We start from the raw sequence: 22,899 nt of genomic DNA, 5'->3' as shown, positions 1-22,899 counted from the left end.
TCGACTATGGCTACAATTCATGTCGATGGAAAATCGTACGAAGTCAATGGCTCGGAAAACTTGCTGCAAGCATGTTTGAGCCTTGGGATCGACATTCCGTACTTTTGTTGGCATCCATCCTTAGGTTCTGTCGGTTCTTGCCGTCAATGTGCCGTGACCCAATATGCGAACCCTGAAGATACTCGTGGTCGCTTGGTGATGTCATGTATGACACCTGCTGCTGACAATACCTATATCTCTATTGAAGACAAGGAAGCGACTGAGTTCCGTGCTTCAATTGTAGAGTTCTTGATGACGAACCACCCACACGACTGCCCTGTCTGTGAAGAAGGTGGTCACTGTCATTTACAAGATATGACTGTAATGACGCAGCATGACCGTCGTCGTTATCGCTTCACCAAACGTACGCACTATAACCAAGAGCTAGGTTCGTTCATTGCACATGAAATGAACCGTTGTATCGCATGTTATCGTTGTGTGCGTTACTACAAAGACTATGCAGGCGGTACAGACTTTGGCGTTTATGCCAACGCATCACGTGTGTACTTTGGTCGTCCTGAGTCGGGTACTTTAGAATCTGAATTCTCTGGCAACTTGACTGAAGTATGTCCAACAGGTGTATTTACCGACAAAACGCACTCTGCACGTTATAACCGTAAGTGGGATATGCAATATGCGCCAAGCGTATGCCAAGGCTGTTCTTCTGGCTGTAACATCTCTCCGGGTGAGCGTTATGGCGAATTACGTCGTGTAGAAAACCGCTTTAACGGTGAAGTTAACCAATACTTCCTGTGCGACAAAGGTCGTTTCGGTACAGGTTATGTGAACCGTGAAGATCGTCCACGTCAGCCACAGTTCCGTAATGGTGCGAGTGTAGAAACCATTTCTGTAGATACTGCACTTGATACGATTATTGCCAAAGTTCAAGGCAAAAAAGTTTTGGGTATTGGTTCGCCACGTGCATCGCTTGAATCAAACTTTGCTTTGCGTGAGTTAGTGGGTCAAGACAACTACTCAACAGGCTTATCGCAAAAAGAGCAAAACTTGGTAGAGCTTGCAGCTTCAATCATGCAAACCGAAGGTATTTACAACCCAGGTATGCGTGAAATTGAAGATTACGATGCTGTGTTAATTTTGGGTGAAGATTTAACCCAAACTGCACCACGTATGGCCTTATCTGTCCGTCAAGCGGCGAAAAACAAAGCCAAAGAAATGGCTGCAGAGCGTCGTACCCCAGACTGGCTGGCTGAACCTGTGCAACGTATTGCGCAAGATGCAAAATCACCAATTTATATTTTAGCTGCAACGCAAACTCGTTTAGCCGATGTTGCCACTGGTGAAGTTGTTGCATCTCCAAACGACATTGCACGTCTAGGTTTTGCAATTGCTGCTGCAGTAGCAGGTGATGTGATCACTGGTTTAGATGATGATGCCAAAGCATTTGCACAAACTATTGCCGACACGTTAAAAGCTGCGAAAAAGCCATTGGTGATTTCAGGTACAAGCTTACAAGAAGCTGCCATTATGGAAGCGGCTGCACAAGTGGCACAAAACTTGGGCGCAAATGCAGGTTTAACCCTAACTGTGCCAGAAGTGAACTCAATGGGCTTGGCAATTTTAGGTGGTCAAAGCTTAGAGCAAGCATTTGCACAAGATTATGATGCTGTGATTGTGGTTGAAAATGACTTATACCGTCGTTTACCTGCGGCACAAGTTGATGCCGCTTTGGCAAAAGCACAAGATGTAATCGTGCTTGATCATGCTGAAACAGCAACAGTGCAAAAAGCCAACATCGTACTTTCTGCAGCAAGCTTTGCTGAGGGTGATGGTACTGTAGTGAGCCAAGAAGGTCGTGCACAACGCTTCTTCCAAGTGTATGACCCAAGCTACTACAAACCTGAATTGGCGATTAAGGAATCTTGGCGCTGGTTACACGCACTTGAAACAGGCTTAAAAGGTAAAGCAATTTCTTGGACTGTTTTAGATGACGTGATTGAATCTGTTGCGAAAAATATTCCAACACTTGAAGCAATTCAGGATGTTGCACCAGATGCAGGTTTCCGTGTACATGGCTTGAAAGTTGCGCGTGAACCACGTCGTTACTCAGGTCGTACTGCAATGCGTGCGCCGTTATCTATTCACGAGCCAAAACAACCGACCGATGTCGATTCTGCATTAACTTTCTCTATGGAAGGTTATGTTGGTAACCAAACACCATCGGCACTTGTACCATTTGCATGGTCTGCAGGTTGGAACTCACCACAAGCTTGGAACAAATTCCAAGACAATGTGGGCGGTCACTTAAAAGGTGGTGATTCAGGCATTCGTTTATTCGATCGCTTAGCAAAACGTCCTGCACGTAGCTATGTGGCACCAGCACCTGTGCTAGCTAATCCTGAAAGCTTCCGTTTAATTCCAATGCATCACATTTTTGCATCGGGTGAATTTACGGTGAAAACACCTGTAATGGAAACGCGTATTCCTGAAGCTGTATTTGCTGTAGGCACGCAAGATGCGCAGCGTTTGAATGTACAAGATGGTCAAACAATTACCGTACAAGCAGGTGAAACGTCTATCGAACTGCCAGTACAAGTGATTGAATATTTACCTACAGGTTATATTGGCTACCCAATTGGTCTTGCACCAACGGTATCTCTTGCAGAGCCTGTTTCAGTCGCGGTAGGAGTGTAATTCATGCAACAAGAATTAATCCGTCAGACGCCGCTTTGGGCTGAGAACTGGCCAATTGCCTATTCAGTCATTCAAGCGATTGTCATTTTGCTGGTTGTGGTATTGATTGCTGCACTCATGTCTTTTATTGAGCGTCGTTTACTGGGCTTATGGCAAGACCGTTATGGTCCGAACCGTGTAGGTCCAGGCGGTATGTTCCAGATTGTTGCCGACATGCTGAAAATCATGTTCAAAGAAGACTGGACACCAAAATTTGCCGACAAACTTACCTTCCGTATGGCACCAGCAGTTGCAATGGCAACTGCGGTACTGTCGTTCATGGTTATTCCTGTATCACCTTATTTAGGTGTTGCAGACATGAGCATTGGCCTGTTGTTCTTTATGGCAATGGCAGGTATCGCAGTGTATGCGGTGTTATTTGGTGGTTGGTCATCAAATAACAAATACGCCTTGCTTGGTGGTTTACGTTCAGCCGCGCAAACCATTTCTTATGAAGTGTTCTTGGGTATTTCACTCATGGGTGTGGTTGCAATTGCAGGCTCATTCAACATGCGTGAAATTGTTGAAGCGCAACGTGATGTTTGGTTTGTGATTCCACAATTCTTAGGTTTCTTGATTTTCGTGGTTGCAGGTGTTGCGGTAACTCACCGTCACCCATTTGACCAACCAGAAGCAGAACAAGAATTGGCTGAAGGTTATCACGTAGAATATGGCGGTATGAAGTGGGGTATGTTCTTCGTTGCAGAATATGTCAACGTAGTTCTGATCTCTGCGCTTATCGTGACTTTATTCTTCGGTGGATGGCTTGCGCCGTTTAACCTTGAAATTCCATTCATTCCAGCAGCTTTCTGGTTCATTATCAAAACAGCATTCTTTGTGATGATGTTTGTCTTGGCACGTGGTTCTTTAATGCGTCCACGTTATGACCAAGTGATGAACTTTGGTTGGAAAATTTGCTTGCCATTGGCGCTTGTTAACCTTTTGGTAACTGGTGCTGTGATTCTTATGAATCATTCGGCCTAAGACAGCAGGGAGAACAATATGTTTAAGTTTCTAGCTGGATTTGGGTCAATTGTACGTTCACTGTGGATGGTTTTCTCGCACGTGACACGTAAACGTGACACCATTTTGTATCCGGAAGTACCAGCCGAAGAAATTGTACCTCCACGCTTCCGTGGTCGTATTGTGTTAACACGCGATCCAGATGGCGAAGAGCGTTGTGTTGCATGTAACCTCTGTGCAGTTGCTTGTCCAGTAGGTTGTATTTCGCTGCAAAAAGCAGAACAAGAAGATGGTCGTTGGTATCCAGAGTTTTTCCGTATCAACTTCTCACGCTGTATTTTCTGCGGTATGTGCGAAGAAGCATGTCCAACGACTGCAATTCAATTAACACCTGACTTTGAGTTAGGTGAATATGTGCGTCAAGACTTGGTGTATGAGAAAGAACATTTACTCATTTCAGGTCCTGGTAAATATCCTGACTACAACTTCTACCGTGTAACGGGTATGGCTGTTACAGGTAAAGACAAAGGTCAAGCGCAACGTGAAAGCGCACCTATTGATGTACGGAGTCTATTACCATGATGTGGCCGTTTTATTTGATGGCACTCGTGGCCATTGTTTCTACGGTTCGTGTAGTAACTAACGCGAACCCAGTACATGCTTTATTAAGCCTGATCGTGTCATTACTTGCTGTTGCAGGTATATTCATGATCGTAGGTGCACCATTTGCTGGCGCCTTGGAAATCATTGTTTATGCGGGTGCGATCATGGTCTTGTTCGTATTCGTGGTGATGATGCTCAACCTCGGCCAGCAAACTGTTGAGCAAGAGCGTAAATGGTTGACGTCATCAACTTGGGCATACCCAGCTTTGATGAGCTTCCTGATTGGTTTGGTTTTAGTGTGGTCATTAAGCTCAGACTACACTGCACCAAGCGCGCTTATGGGCACAGAAATGGTGGGTCCAAAAGCAGTGGGTCAAGCACTCTTTACTCAGTACTTATTGTTGGTTGAAGTTGCCGCAATGTTATTACTTGGAGCCTTGGTTGCAGGCTTCCACATCGGTAAACGTGAACCAAGTGCAGAAGAGGAAAAAGAATAATGGGCAACATCCCTTTAGAACATGGTTTGATTGTCGCAACCATTCTTTTTGCACTCGGTTTTTACGGTGTGATGGTGCGACGCAACCTACTATTTATTTTAATGGGCCTTGAAATCATGATGAACGCTGCGGCATTGGCGTTTGTCTTGGCTGGTAGTGCATGGGTACAACCAGATGGTCAGATCATGTTTATCCTGATCTTGACACTTGCTGCGGCAGAGGCGTGTATCGGTCTTGCGATCGTCCTTCAGTTCTATCATCGCTTCCATCATTTGGATGTGGATGCTGCTAGTGAGATGCGCGGATGAGTTATTTATATCTAACAGTATTGTTTCCGCTCATTGGTTTTATCCTTTTAGCGGCAGGGCGTAACAACTTACCTGAAAAAGTTGCTGCGATTATTGGCGTAGGTTCAGTCGGTCTGTCTGCATTATTTGCGTTAATTGCAGGCATGGACTTTGTGAACAACGGTTCAGTTGCAACGACTCAACATTTATGGACTTGGTTCAATGTAGGTGGTCTTGCACCTGCGTTTAGCTTGCACCTAGACGGTTTATCTTTGCTTATGCTGGGCATGATTACAGGCGTGGGTTTCTTAATTCACATCTTTGCATCATGGTATATGCGTGGTGAAGAAGACTTCGCACGTTTCTTCTCTTACTTCAACTTGTTCGTTGCGAGCATGTTATTGTTGGTACTTGGCGATAACTTGGCGTTATTGTTCCTCGGTTGGGAAGGTGTAGGTCTGTGCTCTTACTTGCTGATTGGTTATTACTACCAAAACCCTGCAAATGGTTTTGCAGCAATCAAAGCATTTACCGTAACACGTGTGGGTGACGTTTTCCTACTGATCGCGTTGTTCTTGTTGTATCAACAATTTGGTACGTTGAACACACAATACATCGTAGAAAATGCAGCCAATGTAATGACTCAAAGCTCGTCTATTACCATTTGGACAGCGTTAATGTTGTTCTTGGGTGCTGCGGGTAAATCTGCACAAATTCCGTTGCAAACTTGGTTAGCCGATGCGATGGCAGGTCCTACACCTGTATCTGCATTGATCCACGCTGCGACCATGGTCACTGCGGGTGTTTATTTATGCTGCCGTATGTTCAGCGTATTTGAACTTGCGCCTGAAGTGATGTTATTCATTTCAATTACAGGTGCTGTGACCTTACTGGTTGCTGGTTTTGCAGCATTGGTTCAAACCGACATCAAACGTATTTTGGCTTACTCAACCATGAGTCAGCTAGGCTATATGTTTATGGCAGTTGGTGCAGAAGCATACCAAGCGGGTTTGTTCCACATGCTCACTCACGCATTCTTCAAGGCATTATTATTCTTGTCTTCTGGTGCGGTGATTTTGGCTTACCATCACGAACAAAACATTTTCAAAATGGGCGGCTTGTTCTACAAGAACAAATTCCTGTTTGCATGTTTCGCAATTGGTGGCGGTGCATTGGCAGCGATTCCATTCTTGACCATTGGTTTCTTCTCAAAAGACGCTATTTTGGCAGCAGTTTGGACGCAAAGTCATATCGCAGGTATTCCGCTATATAACACCTTATATTGGGTGGGTGTAGCTGGTGCATTCTTAACATCAATTTATACATTCCGTTTAATTTGGGTTGTATTCTTCGGTAAAGAAAACACACCGTATCACGAGATCAAAGGCGCAACTTATTGGTTCCCATTGGCTGTACTTGCAGTACTTTCAACTGGTTTAGCGATTGTATTAAAAGCGCCAGTCATGAGCATTCTTGATGCTGCAAAAATCCCAGCATTTGTGATTCCTGAAGCATTAGAAGCAGGTGCACATGGTGCAGAGTATGTTGCAATTGGTGTGGCTTTGGCTGGTTTAGCTGTAGGTGTTGTGTTATTTGCCTTTGCTTACGATGCGGTAAAAGGATTCGCACAAACTTCATTGGGTGCAGGTCTTGCCAATATTTGCCGTAATGCACTTGGTTTCGATGCGTTGTATGACATCGTATTTGTAAAACCATACTTGCTGATTGCCAAACTATTAGGTCGTGATCCAGTTGATGGCATGTGGTTAGTACTGCCTGCACTGGTCAAAGGTGGTCATAGCTTCACAAGTTCACGTCAAACGGGCTCATTACGTGAGTACGCATCGAGTATGGCACTTGGTGTTGTGGTCTTACTAATGATCTTGATCGTGATTCAGGTCGTGGGGAAATAAGATGGACGCTCCAAACAATTTAATTCTACCCGCGCTGATCCTTGTTCCGTTCATTGCAGGTTTTATTTGCTGGTTGGTCGATAAACTCGACGATAAATTACCGCGTTACATTGCTTTAGTGGGTATGCTCGTAACTTTGGGCTTAACTATCGCATTGTGGCAAGGTGCCAGCTATAACTACGAATTAGGCGCTCAAGTTCCAACTTGGTCGGCTGAATTTATGTTGCCTTGGATTCAAACCCTAGGCATCAACATTCACTTAGCGGTGGATGGCTTATCTTTACTTATGGTCGGCTTAACTGCATTACTGGGTGTTTTGGCAGTAGGCTGTTCATTTGGTGAGATTCAAAAGAACGTTGGTTTCTTCCACCTTAACCTTTTATGGTCTTTGGGTGGTGTAATTGGTGTATTCCTTGCAATTGACTTGTTCCTATTCTTCTTCTTCTGGGAGATGATGCTTGTACCAATCTACTTCCTGATTGCGTTATGGGGTCATAAAGGTTCAAATGGTCGTTCACGTGTTTATGCTGCAACCAAATTCTTTATCTACACGCAAGTTGCTGGTTTAATCATGTTGGTGGGTATCTTAGGTCTAGTGATCTACGGATACATGATGTCAGGTACGATTTCGTTCAACTACAACTATTTATTAGCTGTAGCGAATACACTTGACGCACAATTACCAGCAGTCGCTTATGCCTTCATGATCTGTTTATTCATCGGTTTTGCGGTAAAACTTCCTGTTTTCCCATTACACGGTTGGTTACCAGATGCGCACGCACAAGCGCCTACAGCGGGTTCTGTCGACCTTGCAGGTATTTTGATTAAAACTGCAGCGTACGGTTTACTACGTTTCGTAATTCCATTCTTCCCAGCGGCATCTGCTCAATTTGCAGACATTGCCATTATTTTGGGTTTAATTGGTGTGTTCTACGGTGCGTGGTGTGCTTTCCAGCAAACCGACATGAAGCGTTTACTAGCTTATACCTCTATTTCGCACATGGGCTTCGTATTACTTGCAATTTATGCAGGTAATATCCTGACTTACCAAGGCTTAATGATCATGATGTTGGCACATGGCTTGTCATCTGCAGCATTGTTCATTATGTGTGGCCAAATTTATGAGCGCGTACACACACGTGACATGCGTTTAATGGGCGGTATTCGTGGTCAATTCCAATACCTTTCATTCTTCCTGATGTTCTTTGTGGCAGCGTTAGTTGGTATTCCTGGTTTAGGTAACTTTATTGGTGAATTCCTGATTTTGATGGGTTCATTCGAGCAGTTCCCAGCCTTCACAATTATTGCGGCAGTGAGCTTGGTCTTTGCAGGTGTATACGGTTTAATCCTGATTCACAAAGCTTTGTTTGGTGTGCCAAATGAAGAGCAAAAACAGCACTATGCAAATCCGTTAAAAGATTTAAATGCACGTGAAGTTGTGATTCTTTTAATCTGTGCACTGGGTCTAGTATGGCTTGGTCTGTATCCACAAACCTTCCTTGATATTTCAAACTCAAGTATGGCGTGGTTAGCGAATAGCTACATCCCAGTTCAAGAAGTAGTTGAAGTTACTCATGAAGTAACAACTCAACTCGAAAATGTGGAGATCCAATAAGCCATGAACTTCACAATGTCATTTTCTGAGCTTATGCCTTTAGCTCCTGTGATGATCGTGGCTTTAACTGCGATTGTCGTGATGATCCTTACTGCAATTAAGCGTAACCATAACTTAATTGCTACAGCATCAGTGGTGGGCTTGAACCTCGCTGCGGCTTACCTTTTACTCATGATGTTTGGTGGGAACTTTGCTCCTGCCAGCGTGATGGGCATGTTTATGATTGATCCGTTCAGCTTGTTATATCAACTTGTGATTCTGATCGCAGCATTGGCATGTTCTACTTTGTCGCATGTGTATATTGAAACGTATAAAGACAACCGCGAAGAACTCTACATCTTAATGTTATGTTCTGTAGCGGGTGCTATGTTGATGGTATCAAGTTCGCACTATGCATCGTTCTTCATTAGCCTTGAGTTAATGTCAATTCCTGTTTATGGCTTATTGGCATATACCCACCAGCGTTCTAAATCTTTAGAAGCGGGTGTGAAGTACTTAGTATTGTCTGCAACTGCATCAGCAATGTTGCTTATGGGTATGGCGTACATTTATGCGTACACAGGTTCATTGTCGTTCTATGACTCTGTTCAAGCATTAATGCAAAACATCCAGCAACCTTTGGTAATTTTAGGTTTAGGCTTAATTGTCTTTGCTGTGGCATTTAAACTGTCTTTGGCGCCATTCCACAAATGGACACCAGACGTTTATGACGGTGCGCCTGCACCAATCGCAACCTTCCTTGCGACTGCAGCGAAAGTAGCAACCATTGGTTTGTTCGTGCGTTACATTTTGGGTTCAGGGGCAATCCTGATCGACTCGATTGTAACTATCATGACCATTATTGCCGTGCTTTCAATTTTGGTGGGTAACTTCCTTGCTGTACGTCAAGTGAACTTGAAACGTATTTTGGCTTACTCATCAATTGCACACTTTGGTTATTTGTTGATTGGTTTGATCAGCATGACTTATGCAAGCTTGGGTAATGTCAGCGTTTATGTGATTACCTATGTCTTGACGACTATTGGCGCGTTTGGTGCAGTGGCATTAATGTCTAGCCCATACAACAACGTAGCAGAAGCTGAAAGTTTGGCTGACTACCGTGGTTTGTTCTGGCGTCGTCCAGTATTGACTGCTGTATTAACCGTGATGATGCTTTCTCTTGCAGGTATTCCACTCACTGCAGGCTTCATTGGTAAGTTCTTGGTGGTGATGGCTGCGGTAACGACTCAGCACTGGTTCTTAGCTGCGATGATTATCGTGGGTTCAGGTATTGGTTTGTACTACTACTTGCGCGTTATGGTGGTGATGTATATGACACCGCCAGACGAACCAAAAATGGATGCTGTCGATCATTGGGGTCAAAAAGTGGGCGGTATTATGGTATTGGCTGCAGCTTTAGCGGTATTGGTGATTGGTGTTTATCCAGACCCAATTATCAAAATTGCACTTGAAGCTGAAATTTTGTCACCAATCCATTTCATGCTGTCACAGCAATAATTTGAAAGAAGTTTAACTTTCAGTCAAAAAGCCTTCATAAATTGAGGGCTTTTTGGTTTATATACACAATAAAAACAGCATATAATAAAAGGATATTTGCTTTTCTTTCCTTTTAGGTGTTCTCCCGTGGCTATTCATGAAATCCGACATCCGCTTATTCGTCATAAATTAGGGCTATTACGTCGTGCTGATATCAGCACCAAAAACTTCCGTGAATTGGCACAAGAAGTCACCATGTTGCTGACTTATGAAGCGACCAAAGATTTGCCTATGGTCGAGCACGAAATTGCGGGTTGGAATGGTGCAGTCACTGTAGACCGTATTGCGGGTAAAAAAATTACGGTGGTGCCTATTTTACGTGCAGGTATTGGCATGTTAGATGGTTTCTTAAACTTGATTCCAAGTGCCAAAGTGTCTGTACTTGGCTTGGAACGTGATGAAGAAACTTTAGAAGCGCGTACGTACTACAAAAAATTAGTACCAGATGTACAAAACCGTATTGCGATGATTATTGACCCTATGCTTGCCACAGGTTCATCTTTAGTGGCAGCGATTGATTTGCTCAAAGCCAGTGGTTGTAAAGACATTCGTGTGATGGTTTTGGTTGCAGCGCCAGAAGGCATTCAACGTGTAGAAGCCGCGCATCCAGATGTGGTGATCTTTACTGCATCGGTAGATGAAGGTTTAAACCAAGATGGTTATATTGTGCCTGGCTTGGGGGATGCAGGCGATAAAATTTTTGGTTCAGTCCAAAAAGATTAAGACGAATATTGGTAAAAAAGAGGCATTAACTGCCTCTTTTTTATATACTCACATATAGTGCAGCTCGTAAAAGGTTAAGCCATGAAATCTGAACAATATCAAGGGAAAATCAAACAATACAATGCCGAAAAAGGCTATGGATTTATTGCCGCACCTGAAGGTGAAGTGTTTTTCCATATCTCAGATTTTCCTGCGGCAGTAGGCGAACCAAAGCGCAATGATCGGGTTAAATTTAATGTGGTCCAAAATCGAGATCGTTACAAAGCCATTAATATTGAACCTGTAGAAGATAAATCTAAGAAAGCGAAAAAAGCCAAAACGGTTGCTGCAAATACGTCAATTACGTCTGCATTGTTATCGAACTTAAAGCGTTAGTTTTAAATATTTTCATGATCAGAAAAGAGGCATTTTCGCCCTTTTTTTATACAATAATCAAAAACTAACGTGTAAAGAGTAATTTATGTTTTTAGAAGGAAAAATAAAAACTTATAACGAAGAACGAGGCTTTGGTTTTATTCAAATAGAAGGAGAGCCTAAAGATTTATTTTTTCATATTAAAGATTTTCCCAATAAAAATATTCCACTAAAAGTGGGAGAAAATCTAAAATTTCGTAAAGTAGAAGAAAATGGCAAGTTCAAAGCAGATAATATTGTCCGTTTAGATATTAAGGTTGCAGTCGAAAGGCATACACCTCAATCAAGGGCAATTCATACGACAAAGCAGAATCATAAAAGACAGCAGAAGTCTGAAAATAACTCATCCAATTTTGTGACTTATATTGGTATATTGATTATATTCGGCTTGGCTTATGCAGTATTTAATAAGTACCAAGCTTGGCAAAATAGCCAGCCTGAAGCTTTATCAGTACAAAAAGTAGTAGAAGTTCCAGTTGTTGAACAGAACTTTACTTGTGATGGGCGTGAGCACTGTAGTCAAATGACGTCTTACGAAGAAGCGTTATTCTTTATACGAAATTGTCCAAATACTAAAATGGACGGTGATGGTGACGGCATACCATGTGAGAGTCAGTTTTAATGGTAAAAAAAAGAGTACCTTGATTGGTACTCCTGTGAATTATTTCGCGTCGCAAAACTTCATAAATGCCCTTAAACCAGGCCCTTGGTATTTCTGACGATGCACCAACATGAATAACGGGCGCGTCAGTTGCCAGAAAGGCGTATCCAAAATTACCAATTGCCCTTTTTCTAGTAAAGGTTCAATCGCCAATCGTGAAATACACGACATACCAATTCCACCTGCGACAATTTTTAAAATCGCTTCGTTATGACCCAAAGTTAAACGAATATTGGCATCAGGCAGGTCTTTTAAAATTGCATTGTCAAATACTTCACGGGTACCTGAACCTTCTTCACGTAAAATCCACTCGGCATCTTCAAAATCTGCAATGCTTAAGGCACGGTTTAACTGCGCTAGAGGATGACTTGGCGCACAGCACACTGCGAGCTCATCATCACGCCAATGAATACATTGGAGTTGTGGTAAGTGACAAGAGCCTTCTATCAAGGCTAAATCTAGCTGAAACTGATTCACAGCTTCAATCATTTGGCGGGTATTGCCCACTTGTAATTGTAAATGCGCCTGTGGTTGAATTTGCAAAAAGTCTGCCATTAAATCAGGCATCAAATAGTCACTAATGGTGAGAGTTGCGCCTAAACGCAAATCGATGCTTTGCAGCTCACCTTTAGCGGCTTGCTCAAATGCTTCACAACGACCCAAAATTTCTAAGGCTTGTGGCAATAAAAAACGACCCAAATCATTTAGTTGTAGACGCTTACCCAAACGGTCAAACAGTGGAGCACCCAAGCCATCCTCCAAATCTGCTAAGGCCATGCTTGCAGCACTTTGGGTGAGCTTAACGGCATCACTGGCTTTGGTTACTGTCCCTTCTTGGGCAACTGCTACAAAAACCGCCAACTGGCGTAAAGTCATGCGCATGAATCAAGCCTTAACATTTAAAAATATTCATAAATTACCCCGACATGCTAACATGAGCACAGTCTTTCATGCCACGATCAAATCATGTCAATTGAAAAATTTACTTTAGAAAAAGTGCTTTCGGTTCATCGTTGGACCAAAACCTTATTTAGCTTCACCATGACCCGACCTGCACATTTTAAATTTACCGCAGGGCAGTTTGCACGTATCGGGTTAAAAGTGGGCGATGAATTGGTAGTACGTGCTTATTCGGTGGTGTCATCGCCCTTTGATGAAACTTTAGAGTTTTTCTCGATTGTCGTGCCAGATGGTGCGTTTACTTCTAACTTGCAGCACCTTCAAGTGGGTGATGAACTGTACTTGGAAAAAATCCCGTATGGTTTTTTGACCTTGGCGCGTTATCAATTGCCTGCGCCACACGATTTATGGTTGTTGGCCACAGGTACAGGTCTTGCACCGTTTTTATCCATGCTGCAAGATTTTGAAACGTGGACAAAATATCAATATATCTATTTGGTTTATAGTGTGCGCACCGAAGCCGAATTGGCTTATGTCGATAAAATTCACGAAATTGCCGAAACTTTTGGCGAAGGGCATACAGGCTTTAAATTTATCCCAATTATCACTCGCGACCCTCAAGCTGATTTACATGATCGTTTGCCTGTATTAATTGAAAATGGTGAACTCGAACAGGCCGCGGGCAGTGTACTCAACCCTGAAACTAGCCATGTGATGTTATGCGGTAACCCTGCCATGGTTGATGATACCAAAGAAGCCTTAAAAACACGTGGTTTAAGCATGAATCGCCGCGGGGAAGGTAATATTGCAGTTGAAAATTATTGGTGAGGATGTGATGCAGCTATTTAAATAACCACTATTTAAATTTCTGGGCAGTATAGGCTTCATGTTTCATATTTATAGTTGCACATACTACACAGGCTGAAATTGAGATAAAACAGGTATCTGTGTAAGATCATGTATTCATTTTAAGATGGACCACTTAGCTCACAACCCATTGCGCTATCTGCGAAATTACATAAACAGTCAGACAAGATAAACACCTTAACACTCAATAGCTGTGGTCGCGTGATCTGCCCGCATTGATTTGGATCATTGAGTTTATGATCATCAACTGAATGTAGAAGTTGCGCAGTATTGCTTTTCTTCATGTGCGAATTATGTATTTCCTGCGGGCAAAGTGAAATATTTAAATTTGCGTAACCACGGGAGCAGCATGGAAGCAGTTGTCAATTATTGCAATTTGACAGTGCCGAATGGAGCAGATGTATTAAGAAAAAATTGGCTCAATCCGTGCGAAAGATACCTCTTTTTCAGAAAATCAAAGTTCAGCATAGCTAAACCATTGCAAGGTAGGCGCTTGAATATGAAAAATATAACGTTGGGTCGTTTGGTGTTATACGTCTAATAAAATACAAAGTATTTGTAAATATTAGGTGCGTTTTACGCCGTTTTTTGGTTGCCTAAATCAAGTTGTAAAGTAAATCTATTTTCACAATTCGCTAAAATTTGGTTGTTGATGTAACTTTCATTATGCATATAAAAACCTCATCTACAATGTTGCAGATGAGGTTTTTTACTTAGCACGATTTCAGATTGAAAACAGCTTTTGAGGGCAATGCTTTAAAGTGATTTTTTTTAAAGAGATTAATGCACAAACATATCCATATATTCGCGGATTTCCTGAATCGCGCTATCGACGTCGCTACTTAGCCAAGTCGGTTCGAAAAAGCCTGCATAATGTTCTAAGCGTTCTTGAGGAACCACCAAACGCACAGGGCATTCTTCTTCAAGTAAGCGCCACGGCAAAATTGGCACTTCATTATCCAAAAATGCAGCAATGTTGCGAATATCAATGATCATGGCATTTACACAATCTGGAAATGGCATGACCGAAAATTCTTCGGTACGACGACGAAAATATTCTAAATCGCTCCAGTTAAGCAGATAGCTTGGCTTGCTAAATTCAATAATACCAATTAAATGCCCATCACGAGTATAGTGCAAGGCACATTGATGAGTGACGTCAGTGTCAAGATCAAGCGATACACTTTGTTGACGATACGCCATAAAATTCAAAGTACACAAAAAAATGGTACGTGATTATAGCGCATTTCTGTGGGAGAGGCAGCTTTGTCCATAAAAGGATGAATTGGTGTCACTTAAGGCATATTACATCTTTTCACCATCTTGCTATGTATTTTCACACAATAAGCGTGAGGAGCTTGTTAGTATAAAAATTCATCAGATAAATACATAAGTGAGGGGAACATGCCACATGATTTGAATAAACCACCTCATGTAAACTCAGCTGAAGATATCAAGCGAAAAAAACGTATTCCAGTATATATGCTTGTACTGGTGGGAATTTTTTTATTGGCACTGTTGGTTTACATGTTGGCGGATCGCAAACCGAGTCCAAATGAAGCGCCTCCTGGGCATCCTAATCCAACCGTACAACAAGCAACGCCAAATAGCACGACTACGGGCACAGCTGGAGATGAAGCACGTGCAGATGACAGCAATACTGCAACAGCAACAGACCAGTAGTTTAGCCTAAGTGTCAAAAAATCGTATTTACTAATTCAGCCTTGCCTAGTTGCAGGGCTTTTTTGTGGATTTTCGCAAGGTTTATTATCCCTCCTTTGTAGAATTGTTGCGATTCTGCATCTCAAGGTTGAATAAAAAATATGCAAATTCTATGGTGGGTAGAGCTTTACTCAATAATTTGAATCGATAAAAAGCAGTTTTGCGCTGCGGCGCAAACCAAAAAATGAATCTAAACACCATGAGGATTAAACAAGATGAATGATTATTTTAATGGCAACCTACATGGTAGAGGTTTTAATGCCATGTATTATTGGGAGCAATTTCAGCCGATTCTGGCGGCTGTTGCAATATTGCTGATCGGATGGGTTGTGGCATTACTTGTGGCTGGAGGGGTTAAAAAAGTCCTGCAAAAATTGGGTACGGATCATAAATTATCAAATGCAACGGGGCATCGTTCAAATATTGAACTGATTGTGTCACGTGTCGTGTTTTGGGTGATTTTAATTATTGCGGTCATTGGAGCGCTAAATGTGTTGAATCTGACCAGTGTCAGTGGACCATTCAGTAATATGATTCAGCAGTTCTTACTGTTTATTCCTTCTTTACTAGCTGCTGTAGCCGTTGCTTTTATTGGGTGGATTTTGGCAAATCTGGTCAAAGTGGGGATGCAAAAACTCTTGGGACGTACCCAGTTGGATGAAAAACTCAGTGCCGATGTCGGTGTGAGTGGCTTAAGTCAAAATATCAGTGAAATTGTTTATTGGCTGATTTTATTGCTGTTCTTGCCAATTGTGTTATCAATTTTAGGCTTAAACGGTCTGTTGTTCCCTGTGCAGAACATGGTGAATGAAGTTGTGCTGTATTTACCGAACATCTTCATTGCAGGCGTGATCGTTTTTGTTGGATACATTCTGGCAAAAATTGTGCGTGGCATTGTCGAAGGTTTATTGGGCAGCCTGAATATTCAACAGCATGCTGAAAAAGTCGGTATCTTCAAAAACTCAAATTTACCTAAATTACTCGGTTCGTTTGTTTTCGCCTTGGTGATCATCACCGCCTTAATCATTGGTTTTGAAGCACTTGGAATTGAAGCCATTTCTCAGCCTGCGACTGCCATGCTGTATGAAATTATGAATGCGATCCCGCATATTATTGCGGCAGGTCTGATTCTTATTTTAGCTTATGTGGTGTCACGTTTTGTAGCCAATATTGTGGTGGAAGTGGTTGCAGGCACAGGAGTCGATGATATTCCTGCCAAACTCGATTTACAGCGCTTTTTAGGTACGACTAAAATTTCATGTGTAGTCGGTTATCTGATCGTATTCTTTACCATGCTATTTGCGGTATCTGAAGCGGCGAACCGTTTGGGCTTTGATCAAGTCAGCGGCTTGATTGCCATGTTTATCCAGTTTGGTGCAGATATCCTGTTGGGTGCTGTTATTTTGGTGGTGGGTTTCTGGCTCGCAAATTTGGTTGCCAAAGTGGTACAGCGTGGTGAATATAACAGCTCACGTTGGTTGGCAAACTTAGTCCGTATTTTAATTATGGGCTTGGTGGTTGCCATGGGCTTACGCGCGATGGGTATTGCCGATTCGATTGTGAACTTGGCCTTTGGTTTAACCCTCGGTTCTGTTGCAGTGGCTTTCGCACTTGCCTTTGGTTTAGGTGGTCGTCAACCTGCAGAGCGTGTGTTAACTGATTTGATTGATAAAGCCAAACGTGAAGCGAATCAACCGAATCCTTTACACAAAACAGAAACGGCAACGTCAGCATCAAACGTGATGACGCCTATTGTATCTGAGCAGCCACAAACGTCTGTAAGTGATGTGACTACAACACCTGAAGCGGCAACTGATCATGCTGTGCCAGATACGTTAAAGGTTGATCCTGAACATCCACCAGTCAATAACCCATTTGGTTCGACAGGTGAGGCTGAGCCAGATGTCGATGAACATCCCAAAAATGACCCGAAATAACCTGTTCAAATTTTGATTTGAATCGCTAAGATGATCGACCAATCACCGTATTGGTCGATTTCTTTTCGGTTTTCATTAAAAAAGAGGAAACGATAATGTCCAAATCAGCACCCGATAAGTTTTTTGCCCCAATCGTGATTGCTGGCATCACCATCGGCTTTTTTGTTGCAGCCTATAAATTTGTTTTTGCCAAGCCAGAAGCCACCGCAAAACCAACTGAAAATGTTGAGAAAAATCATCCAAAAGAGGATAGACCAAGCTCTTAAATTATGTTAAAAATTAATCAACTTTGGCAGGAATGAGCCAAAGACTGATTTGGATAAATCAGATCAATAGCTTGGAAAGCTTGATGAGGGTTTAAGGGAAAAATAAAAAACTTGGGTTTTAACCAAGCTGAAATATTTGAGTCTTAAAATTCGCGCAAGGATGACAATAATGAGAGAAATCAATATGCTAAACAAATTACGTATCAGTTTAAAAGTTCAAGTGGCAAATTCGTTACCTATGCATCAACAAAATGCGGTGCTTAAAATGCAGCAAACTGAATCACGTTTGGCAAATACGCCAAAATTGGTATTATTTCGTACCGATTATTTAGAATAAAATAACAGGATTCACGTATTGCTAAGTCTTTATAGTACGTGACGGTGTTAAAGAAAAAGCCAGTTTAGAAAAAACTGGCTTTTGTCATTTTGCAATTTGATCGGCAAGATCAATATTATTCTGTTTAGACTAGAATCATTTTTATCACATTCATTTGTTTGCATGTTTCATCTAAAAGCAAACTTAAACATACTCCGATGCTGCATGTGCAGATGACCACGCCCATTGGAAATTATAGCCGCCCAAATGTCCTGTCACATCTAAAACTTCACCAACAAAATACAAGCCTTTTTGTTTTTTACTTTCCATAGTTTTAGAGGAAACTTCTTGGGTATCCACTCCACCTAAAGTAACTTCGGCAGTACGATAACCCTCTGTACCCGATGGTTTAACTTCAAAGGCATTTAAACGTGCTGCAATATGTTCTAGCTTGTCATCACTAATATTGCCAACTGCAGTTTCAGAAAGCTCTGGCCAAATTAGTTGCTGTAACTCTACTACTACACTTTTTGGCAAATGTTCACTGAGCAAGGTGCGCAGTAAAACTTTAGGACTGTTTTGTTTTTTATTTTTAAAAAAATCATAGAGTTCTAAGTAAGGCAAAAAGTTAATTTTAAAATTTTGTCCGACATCCCAATAATTAGAAAGCTGTAAGGCACTTGGTCCACTTAAACCACGATGGGTAAATAGCAGTGCTTCGGTAAAACTATTCAGTGAATTTGATAAAGTCACATCCACCGCATTACCGCTTAAACGTGTGGTGACTTCTTTAAAGCTGTCTGAGAAAGTAAACGGCACTAAGCCTGCACGGGTCGGATAAACACGATGACCAAACTGTTTCGCAATTTCATAGCCAACTCCAGAGCCACCTAAAGTTGGAATAGATAAGCCACCAGTCGCCACAACGAGAGATTCACACTGATAAGTGCCTTGATTGGTTTCAATGATAAAACCTGAATCTGTTTGTGCTGTTATGCTTTGTACTTCGCAATGGGTCTGAATCTGAACTCGTTTCGATTTATTGCACTCTGCAAGTAAAAGTTCGAGGATTTCTTTAGCGCCTTTGATTGTAAATAGCTGACCGTGTTTACGTTCTTCATATTCAATACCATATTCGCAGACCAAACCAATAAAATCCCAGTTGGTGTAACGAGTGAGAGCAGAAATGACAAAATGTGGATTATGTGAAATATAATGGTTTGGTTCGACTTCTAAATTGGTGAAATTACATTTACCACCACCAGACATTAGAATCTTTTTACCTACTTTATTGGCTTTTTCTAATACGACAACGGAACGTCCACGTTTACCAGCCTCTGCAGCCAACATCAAGCCTGATGCACCCGCACCTAAAACAACAACATCAACCTGATGAACCATGAGTATTACTCGGTAGACGAAAAGCGAGCAATTATAAAAGATTTGTGGGGGTTTTAATATGCTTTAAGCTTTCCTTGCAACCCACCTGTATGAATGGCCAGAATTCGAGTGTGGGCAGGGAAATGATTGTGCTGGATTAAATCAAGAAGTCCCATCATCATTTTACCTGTATAAATGTGTTCGAGTGGAATTTGATATTTTTGCTCAAAATTTTGAATAAATTTCAATAATTCAGGTGTAGTTTTGGCATAGCCGCCACCACAATAGGCATCGGTTAAAGACCAATTGCTTTTATCGGTCCATTGTTGAATGTCCTGTTTGAGAAAATCACCTTTCAAGGCTGAAAAGCCTAAAATGTGCTGGTGATCTGAACTGCTTTCAATGATGCCTGCAAGAGTTCCACCTGTACCCACGGCACAACAAATTACGTCATAATTTTCTAAATCATCAGGGGAGAGGATTTCCTGTGTCCCTTGAATGGCAAGGGCATTGCTTCCACCTTCAGGAATAATAAAGGCTTGAGGATATTGCTGTTGAAGTTGTTGTAAATATTCCACTTCATGGCGCAGACGATATTCGGCTCGGCTGACAAAATGCAGTTGCATGCCAAAATCTTGCGCTGTTTGTAGGGTAGGATTTAAGTCTTGGGTCGCAAGTTCTTGACCACGAATGATGCCAATACTTTGAAAGCCAAAGCGTTGAGCTGCATAAGCCGTTGCTGCAATATGATTGGAAAATGCACCGCCAAAAGTGAGGACTTGAGAAAAACCTTGCTGTTGTGCTGCCAAGAGGTTGTATTTGAGTTTAAAAAACTTGTTGCCCGAAATCTGGGGATGAATCTGATCAAGGCGTTTGATGGTCAGTTGAACAGGCTGGGGAAGTTCTAATGTTTGATAAGGGGTAGGAAAAGCAATGTGATCAAACATTTTTTTGCGAACGAGAAATGAATTTGACCACATTGTAAATGTATTTGATTGAAAATGTCAGTGTTGGTTTATGAGTCGGTATCCACCGACGTGATCACCGACATACCAGGACGTAGGTTTTCCATGCCTTTTTGTTCTGGATCAATGGCGATGCGTACCGCAATACGTTGAACGACTTTGGTAAAATTTTCTGTGGGACTGTCAGGTTTAAGTACACTGAACTCTGAACCCGCAGCAGTGGAAATCTGCTCCACATGGCCTGGTTTATTGAGCAATGTCCAAACAATAGGTATCGCTATTCCACGATAGATGATGGCTAACATCAAGATATTGATATCTCGTTTTCCCCATTTCCGGTTGGTTCTATCCAAAGTTAATTGGACTTTATCGAATAAAAATATATTGAAAATTAACTGAGAAATTTGACGATAATCGAAATACTGATCTGCAAAGAAGCGTTGTATACGTCGATGAAATGATTGTGGTAAGCACGTGATGGGTAAGGCTTTAGATGCAGAAGAAAGATTACATGTCTGTTTTACAATTAATGCCAGCATAATCAGTGTAAAACATTTTACATGTGACTTGTTCCACTTTAAATATTTGTTTAAGATGAGATGTAACTTATTGAAATGTTTCATCATATTTGTCGTTGGAAAACAAGTATTATGCCATTATTTCAATGAGTTATCTTTTTTTGTCGTGTACAAAGATCGTTTTATCAAAGTAAGTTGAATAACCATAGGGCAGCAATTTACCCTATGGCTTTTTAAAATTTAATGAAAAACTGCTTCCAAAGCATTTAAGCCAACTTTAGGATCGAGTAAACCATTGTAAATCTCTGGAATTTCACGTTCGACACCTAAGAGCTGATAAATGGCAATCATGGCACAACGTACGGAATATTCCACAGTGAAAACCACATCATCTTCAAGCTCTACGAATTGACCTAAGAAAGCAAAGTTGACCGCATTTTCTGGAATGACCAATGGACGATCACCTGCTTTACGACATGCAAATAGGGCAGAGGCATAAGGCATCATTACTGTGGTAATGTCGGTATGTGCCAACACATGATCCAAGATGTCATCGAAACCAAGTTGATGAATCAACTCAATTAAAATCTCTTGACCTGTGGCTTCACTCATCGGTTTTTTAATGTAATCGCCGATATGGTCAATTTCAAAACCATAACCCCATAAGGTGAATTTACCTTCTGGTAAGTCAGCAAAATGCGGTTGAGCTGGAACGACCACAGATAGATGCCAACCAGATTCAAACCAAGTCATGAGTGCACCAGTACCCGGTTCATTTCCTGTGTAATCAATAATCCGTTTTAGCAGCACATCATCATGCATGGTGAGCGTAAAGGATTTCCATTTATGCTCATCAATGTTGCCATAGAAGGTCATTGGACGACCAAAATCAGGAGCTTTTTGAGCCAATGTTTCCCACAAACGCCAGCCATGATCTTGTCGATCACGAATCAGCTCAGGAACATCGAATTTATCGCCATAACGTGAATCAGCCGTAATCGAACCTAAAGTAAAGAGCGCAAGATCATGCTCACCCAGTTGAATTTGTTCAGTGCCTTCTGGAATGTTGACATAAAGTTGGGTTGCCTTACGTTCCTTCGTTTGGGCATCTTCGACAAAGTCTGCATCTGTGACATAACTACCGAAACGAACATCAACGCCTTGTTCCACCAACCAGCGTTGTAGAGGATAAATCATTGAATCATATTGATTGTATTTAGTTCGTTTCACACCTGCTAAGGTATGGATGCGTGGTAATTCTTGAATGAAACGTAGAAAATAACGGCGTAATTCCGCTGCGCTATGCCATTTTTGAAAGGCAAACGTGGTTCGCCACATCCGCCAAAAATTACTTTGGAAAAATGCATCATCAAAAAATTCATCAATACGGCGACTACCGATACGATCTTCTTTTAATGCCAGTAGACGTAACATTTGAGCACGGTTGAGCGTTGATAATCCCAATTTTTGAGCTTCTGCAATAATATGATTTGAGTCGATCAAACGTGCTTGAGCATTGGTTTTAATTTGTTCGTTAAATTCACGACATTCTTCGCGAACAGAAATGTCTGGATTTTCTAAAGATGGGATGCTTGAAAATAAATCCCAAGTACACAAATAAGTTTCATCAGTTAGCATACGCCCACCACGTGTGACCCATGCTTGGTTCGGATTAAGCGGATTATGTCCACCATCCATCGAACCACCAGAAACATTCAATTCTTCTAAAATATGGATATGTTCGGCTGGCACTTTAGCATCACGAATCGCAAAAGCAGCAGCAGCCATACCAGCTATGCCTCCACCTACAATCCAAAGATGTGATTTAGAGCGGTCTAATGTTTTCAATCTTTTATTTTGCATCTGATGTGCCTCGTTTGTAGTTCTAAAGAAAATTAAAGCCGTAATTTTATTATGGGATTATGTGTTTTAAAAATATATGAAAGTTCTGCTAAAAATCGATGATAAATTATTATCAGAAAAAAACTTTAATAGAAAAAATGGATGCACAATAAAATTTTACTGTTCATATGCTATGTTTTAACTGTTTGATATTAAAATTAAATTGAGTTTTTACTCTATTTTT

21 protein-coding genes and 2 pseudogenes are annotated in these 22,899 nt (G+C 41.6%); 16 read left to right on the top strand and 7 right to left on the bottom strand.

The features are described 5' to 3' along the window. The first annotated feature begins 6 nt into the window (after positions 1-6). From nuoG to K1T76_RS09500, 11 genes are all read left to right on the top strand, one after another. Positions 7-2,691 carry an NADH-quinone oxidoreductase subunit NuoG gene (nuoG, locus tag K1T76_RS09550; protein ID WP_230245212.1) on the top strand — a complete coding sequence of 895 codons (2,685 nt, stop codon included), beginning with the start codon at positions 7-9 and terminating at the stop codon, positions 2,689-2,691. 3 nt (positions 2,692-2,694) lie between these two features. Further along, positions 2,695-3,714, top strand: a complete 1,020-nt coding sequence (gene nuoH / locus K1T76_RS09545; RefSeq protein WP_004975457.1) for an NADH-quinone oxidoreductase subunit NuoH — start codon at positions 2,695-2,697, stop codon at positions 3,712-3,714. Positions 3,715-3,732: 18 nt separating this feature from the next. After that, on the top strand, positions 3,733-4,275 hold the full coding sequence (nuoI, locus tag K1T76_RS09540; protein ID WP_004975460.1) for an NADH-quinone oxidoreductase subunit NuoI: 543 nt from the start codon (positions 3,733-3,735) through the stop codon (positions 4,273-4,275). Continuing rightward, entirely contained in the window at positions 4,275-4,793 is a 519-nt protein-coding gene (nuoJ, locus tag K1T76_RS09535; RefSeq protein ID WP_019836331.1) for an NADH-quinone oxidoreductase subunit J, read from the top strand. Before nuoI ends, nuoJ begins: the two co-directional genes overlap by 1 nt. Continuing rightward, positions 4,793-5,101: an NADH-quinone oxidoreductase subunit NuoK gene (gene nuoK, locus K1T76_RS09530; RefSeq protein ID WP_004975463.1), complete on the top strand. Its 309-nt coding sequence runs from the start codon at positions 4,793-4,795 to the stop codon at positions 5,099-5,101. The genes nuoJ and nuoK overlap by 1 nt, the downstream gene beginning before the upstream one ends. Further along, positions 5,098-6,993: an NADH-quinone oxidoreductase subunit L gene (gene nuoL, locus K1T76_RS09525; protein WP_230245211.1), complete on the top strand. Its 1,896-nt coding sequence runs from the start codon at positions 5,098-5,100 to the stop codon at positions 6,991-6,993. Before nuoK ends, nuoL begins: the two co-directional genes overlap by 4 nt. A gap of 1 nt (position 6,994) precedes the next feature. Then, positions 6,995-8,608, top strand: coding sequence for an NADH-quinone oxidoreductase subunit M (nuoM, locus tag K1T76_RS09520; protein ID WP_167846183.1), 1,614 nt, complete (start codon positions 6,995-6,997; stop codon positions 8,606-8,608). A gap of 3 nt (positions 8,609-8,611) precedes the next feature. Continuing rightward, on the top strand, positions 8,612-10,105 hold the full coding sequence (gene nuoN / locus K1T76_RS09515) for an NADH-quinone oxidoreductase subunit NuoN (RefSeq protein WP_230245210.1): 1,494 nt from the start codon (positions 8,612-8,614) through the stop codon (positions 10,103-10,105). Between the two features lie 126 nt (positions 10,106-10,231). After that, entirely contained in the window at positions 10,232-10,867 is a 636-nt protein-coding gene (upp, locus tag K1T76_RS09510) for a uracil phosphoribosyltransferase (RefSeq protein WP_004975475.1), read from the top strand. A gap of 81 nt (positions 10,868-10,948) precedes the next feature. Continuing rightward, positions 10,949-11,242 carry a cold-shock protein gene (locus tag K1T76_RS09505; RefSeq protein WP_070155053.1) on the top strand — a complete coding sequence of 98 codons (294 nt, stop codon included), beginning with the start codon at positions 10,949-10,951 and terminating at the stop codon, positions 11,240-11,242. Between the two features lie 85 nt (positions 11,243-11,327). Continuing rightward, entirely contained in the window at positions 11,328-11,903 is a 576-nt protein-coding gene (locus K1T76_RS09500; RefSeq protein ID WP_230245209.1) for a cold shock domain-containing protein, read from the top strand. Positions 11,904-11,942: 39 nt separating this feature from the next. Here the strand turns inward: K1T76_RS09500 and gigC are convergent, their stop codons facing one another. Then, positions 11,943-12,824 carry a LysR family transcriptional regulator GigC gene (gene gigC, locus K1T76_RS09495; RefSeq protein WP_019837525.1) on the bottom strand — a complete coding sequence of 294 codons (882 nt, stop codon included), beginning with the start codon at positions 12,822-12,824 and terminating at the stop codon, positions 11,943-11,945. An 84-nt stretch (positions 12,825-12,908) separates the two neighbouring features. Between gigC and K1T76_RS09490 the strand changes: the two genes are divergently transcribed. Continuing rightward, positions 12,909-13,670 (top strand): ferredoxin--NADP reductase, encoded by a 762-nt coding sequence (locus K1T76_RS09490; protein WP_019837524.1) that lies wholly within the window; start codon positions 12,909-12,911, stop codon positions 13,668-13,670. Positions 13,671-14,489: 819 nt separating this feature from the next. Here K1T76_RS09490 and K1T76_RS09485 read toward each other — a convergent pair. Then, positions 14,490-14,912: a hypothetical protein gene (locus K1T76_RS09485; RefSeq protein WP_230245208.1), complete on the bottom strand. Its 423-nt coding sequence runs from the start codon at positions 14,910-14,912 to the stop codon at positions 14,490-14,492. A 201-nt stretch (positions 14,913-15,113) separates the two neighbouring features. Here K1T76_RS09485 and K1T76_RS09480 point away from each other — a divergent pair, with 201 nt between their 5' ends. From K1T76_RS09480 to K1T76_RS09465, 4 genes are all read left to right on the top strand, one after another. Beyond that, positions 15,114-15,392, top strand: coding sequence for a hypothetical protein (locus K1T76_RS09480; protein ID WP_019837522.1), 279 nt, complete (start codon positions 15,114-15,116; stop codon positions 15,390-15,392). A gap of 254 nt (positions 15,393-15,646) precedes the next feature. Continuing rightward, entirely contained in the window at positions 15,647-17,368 is a 1,722-nt protein-coding gene (locus tag K1T76_RS09475; protein WP_230245207.1) for a mechanosensitive ion channel, read from the top strand. Positions 17,369-17,463: 95 nt separating this feature from the next. Beyond that, on the top strand, positions 17,464-17,634 hold the full coding sequence (locus K1T76_RS09470) for a hypothetical protein (protein ID WP_004975491.1): 171 nt from the start codon (positions 17,464-17,466) through the stop codon (positions 17,632-17,634). Positions 17,635-17,803: 169 nt separating this feature from the next. Next, the gene (locus tag K1T76_RS09465) at positions 17,804-17,971 is read left to right on the top strand and encodes a hypothetical protein (protein WP_004975492.1); all 168 of its coding nucleotides are present in this window, start codon (positions 17,804-17,806) and stop codon (positions 17,969-17,971) included. A 183-nt stretch (positions 17,972-18,154) separates the two neighbouring features. Here K1T76_RS09465 and K1T76_RS09460 read toward each other — a convergent pair whose 3' ends face one another. The 5 genes and pseudogenes from K1T76_RS09460 to K1T76_RS09440 all read right to left on the bottom strand — a co-directional run bounded on the left by K1T76_RS09460 (position 18,155) and on the right by K1T76_RS09440 (position 22,676). Continuing rightward, positions 18,155-19,351: an NAD(P)/FAD-dependent oxidoreductase gene (locus tag K1T76_RS09460; protein ID WP_019837518.1), complete on the bottom strand. Its 1,197-nt coding sequence runs from the start codon at positions 19,349-19,351 to the stop codon at positions 18,155-18,157. Between the two features lie 53 nt (positions 19,352-19,404). Beyond that, entirely contained in the window at positions 19,405-20,277 is an 873-nt protein-coding gene (locus tag K1T76_RS09455) for a 1-aminocyclopropane-1-carboxylate deaminase/D-cysteine desulfhydrase (protein WP_019837517.1), read from the bottom strand. A 68-nt stretch (positions 20,278-20,345) separates the two neighbouring features. Further along, positions 20,346-20,537 (bottom strand): annotated as a pseudogene (locus K1T76_RS09450) (HlyD family secretion protein); the annotation flags it as partial. Further along, positions 20,532-20,918, bottom strand: a pseudogene (locus K1T76_RS09445) (IS4-like element ISAba33 family transposase); the annotation flags it as partial. The pseudogenes K1T76_RS09445 and K1T76_RS09450, both read right to left, overlap by 6 nt. 135 nt (positions 20,919-21,053) lie before the next feature. Then, positions 21,054-22,676 (bottom strand): oleate hydratase, encoded by a 1,623-nt coding sequence (locus tag K1T76_RS09440; RefSeq protein ID WP_019837515.1) that lies wholly within the window; start codon positions 22,674-22,676, stop codon positions 21,054-21,056. Positions 22,677-22,899 lie beyond the last annotated feature (223 nt).

Origin of the sequence: Acinetobacter sp. PW68, from assembly GCF_020982655.1 — a bacterium.
Taxonomy (GTDB): Bacteria; Pseudomonadota; Gammaproteobacteria; order Pseudomonadales; family Moraxellaceae; genus Acinetobacter; species Acinetobacter towneri_A.
The sequence above is the reverse complement of the archived record's forward strand: the minus strand, read 5'-3'. Positions and strand labels throughout refer to the sequence as shown.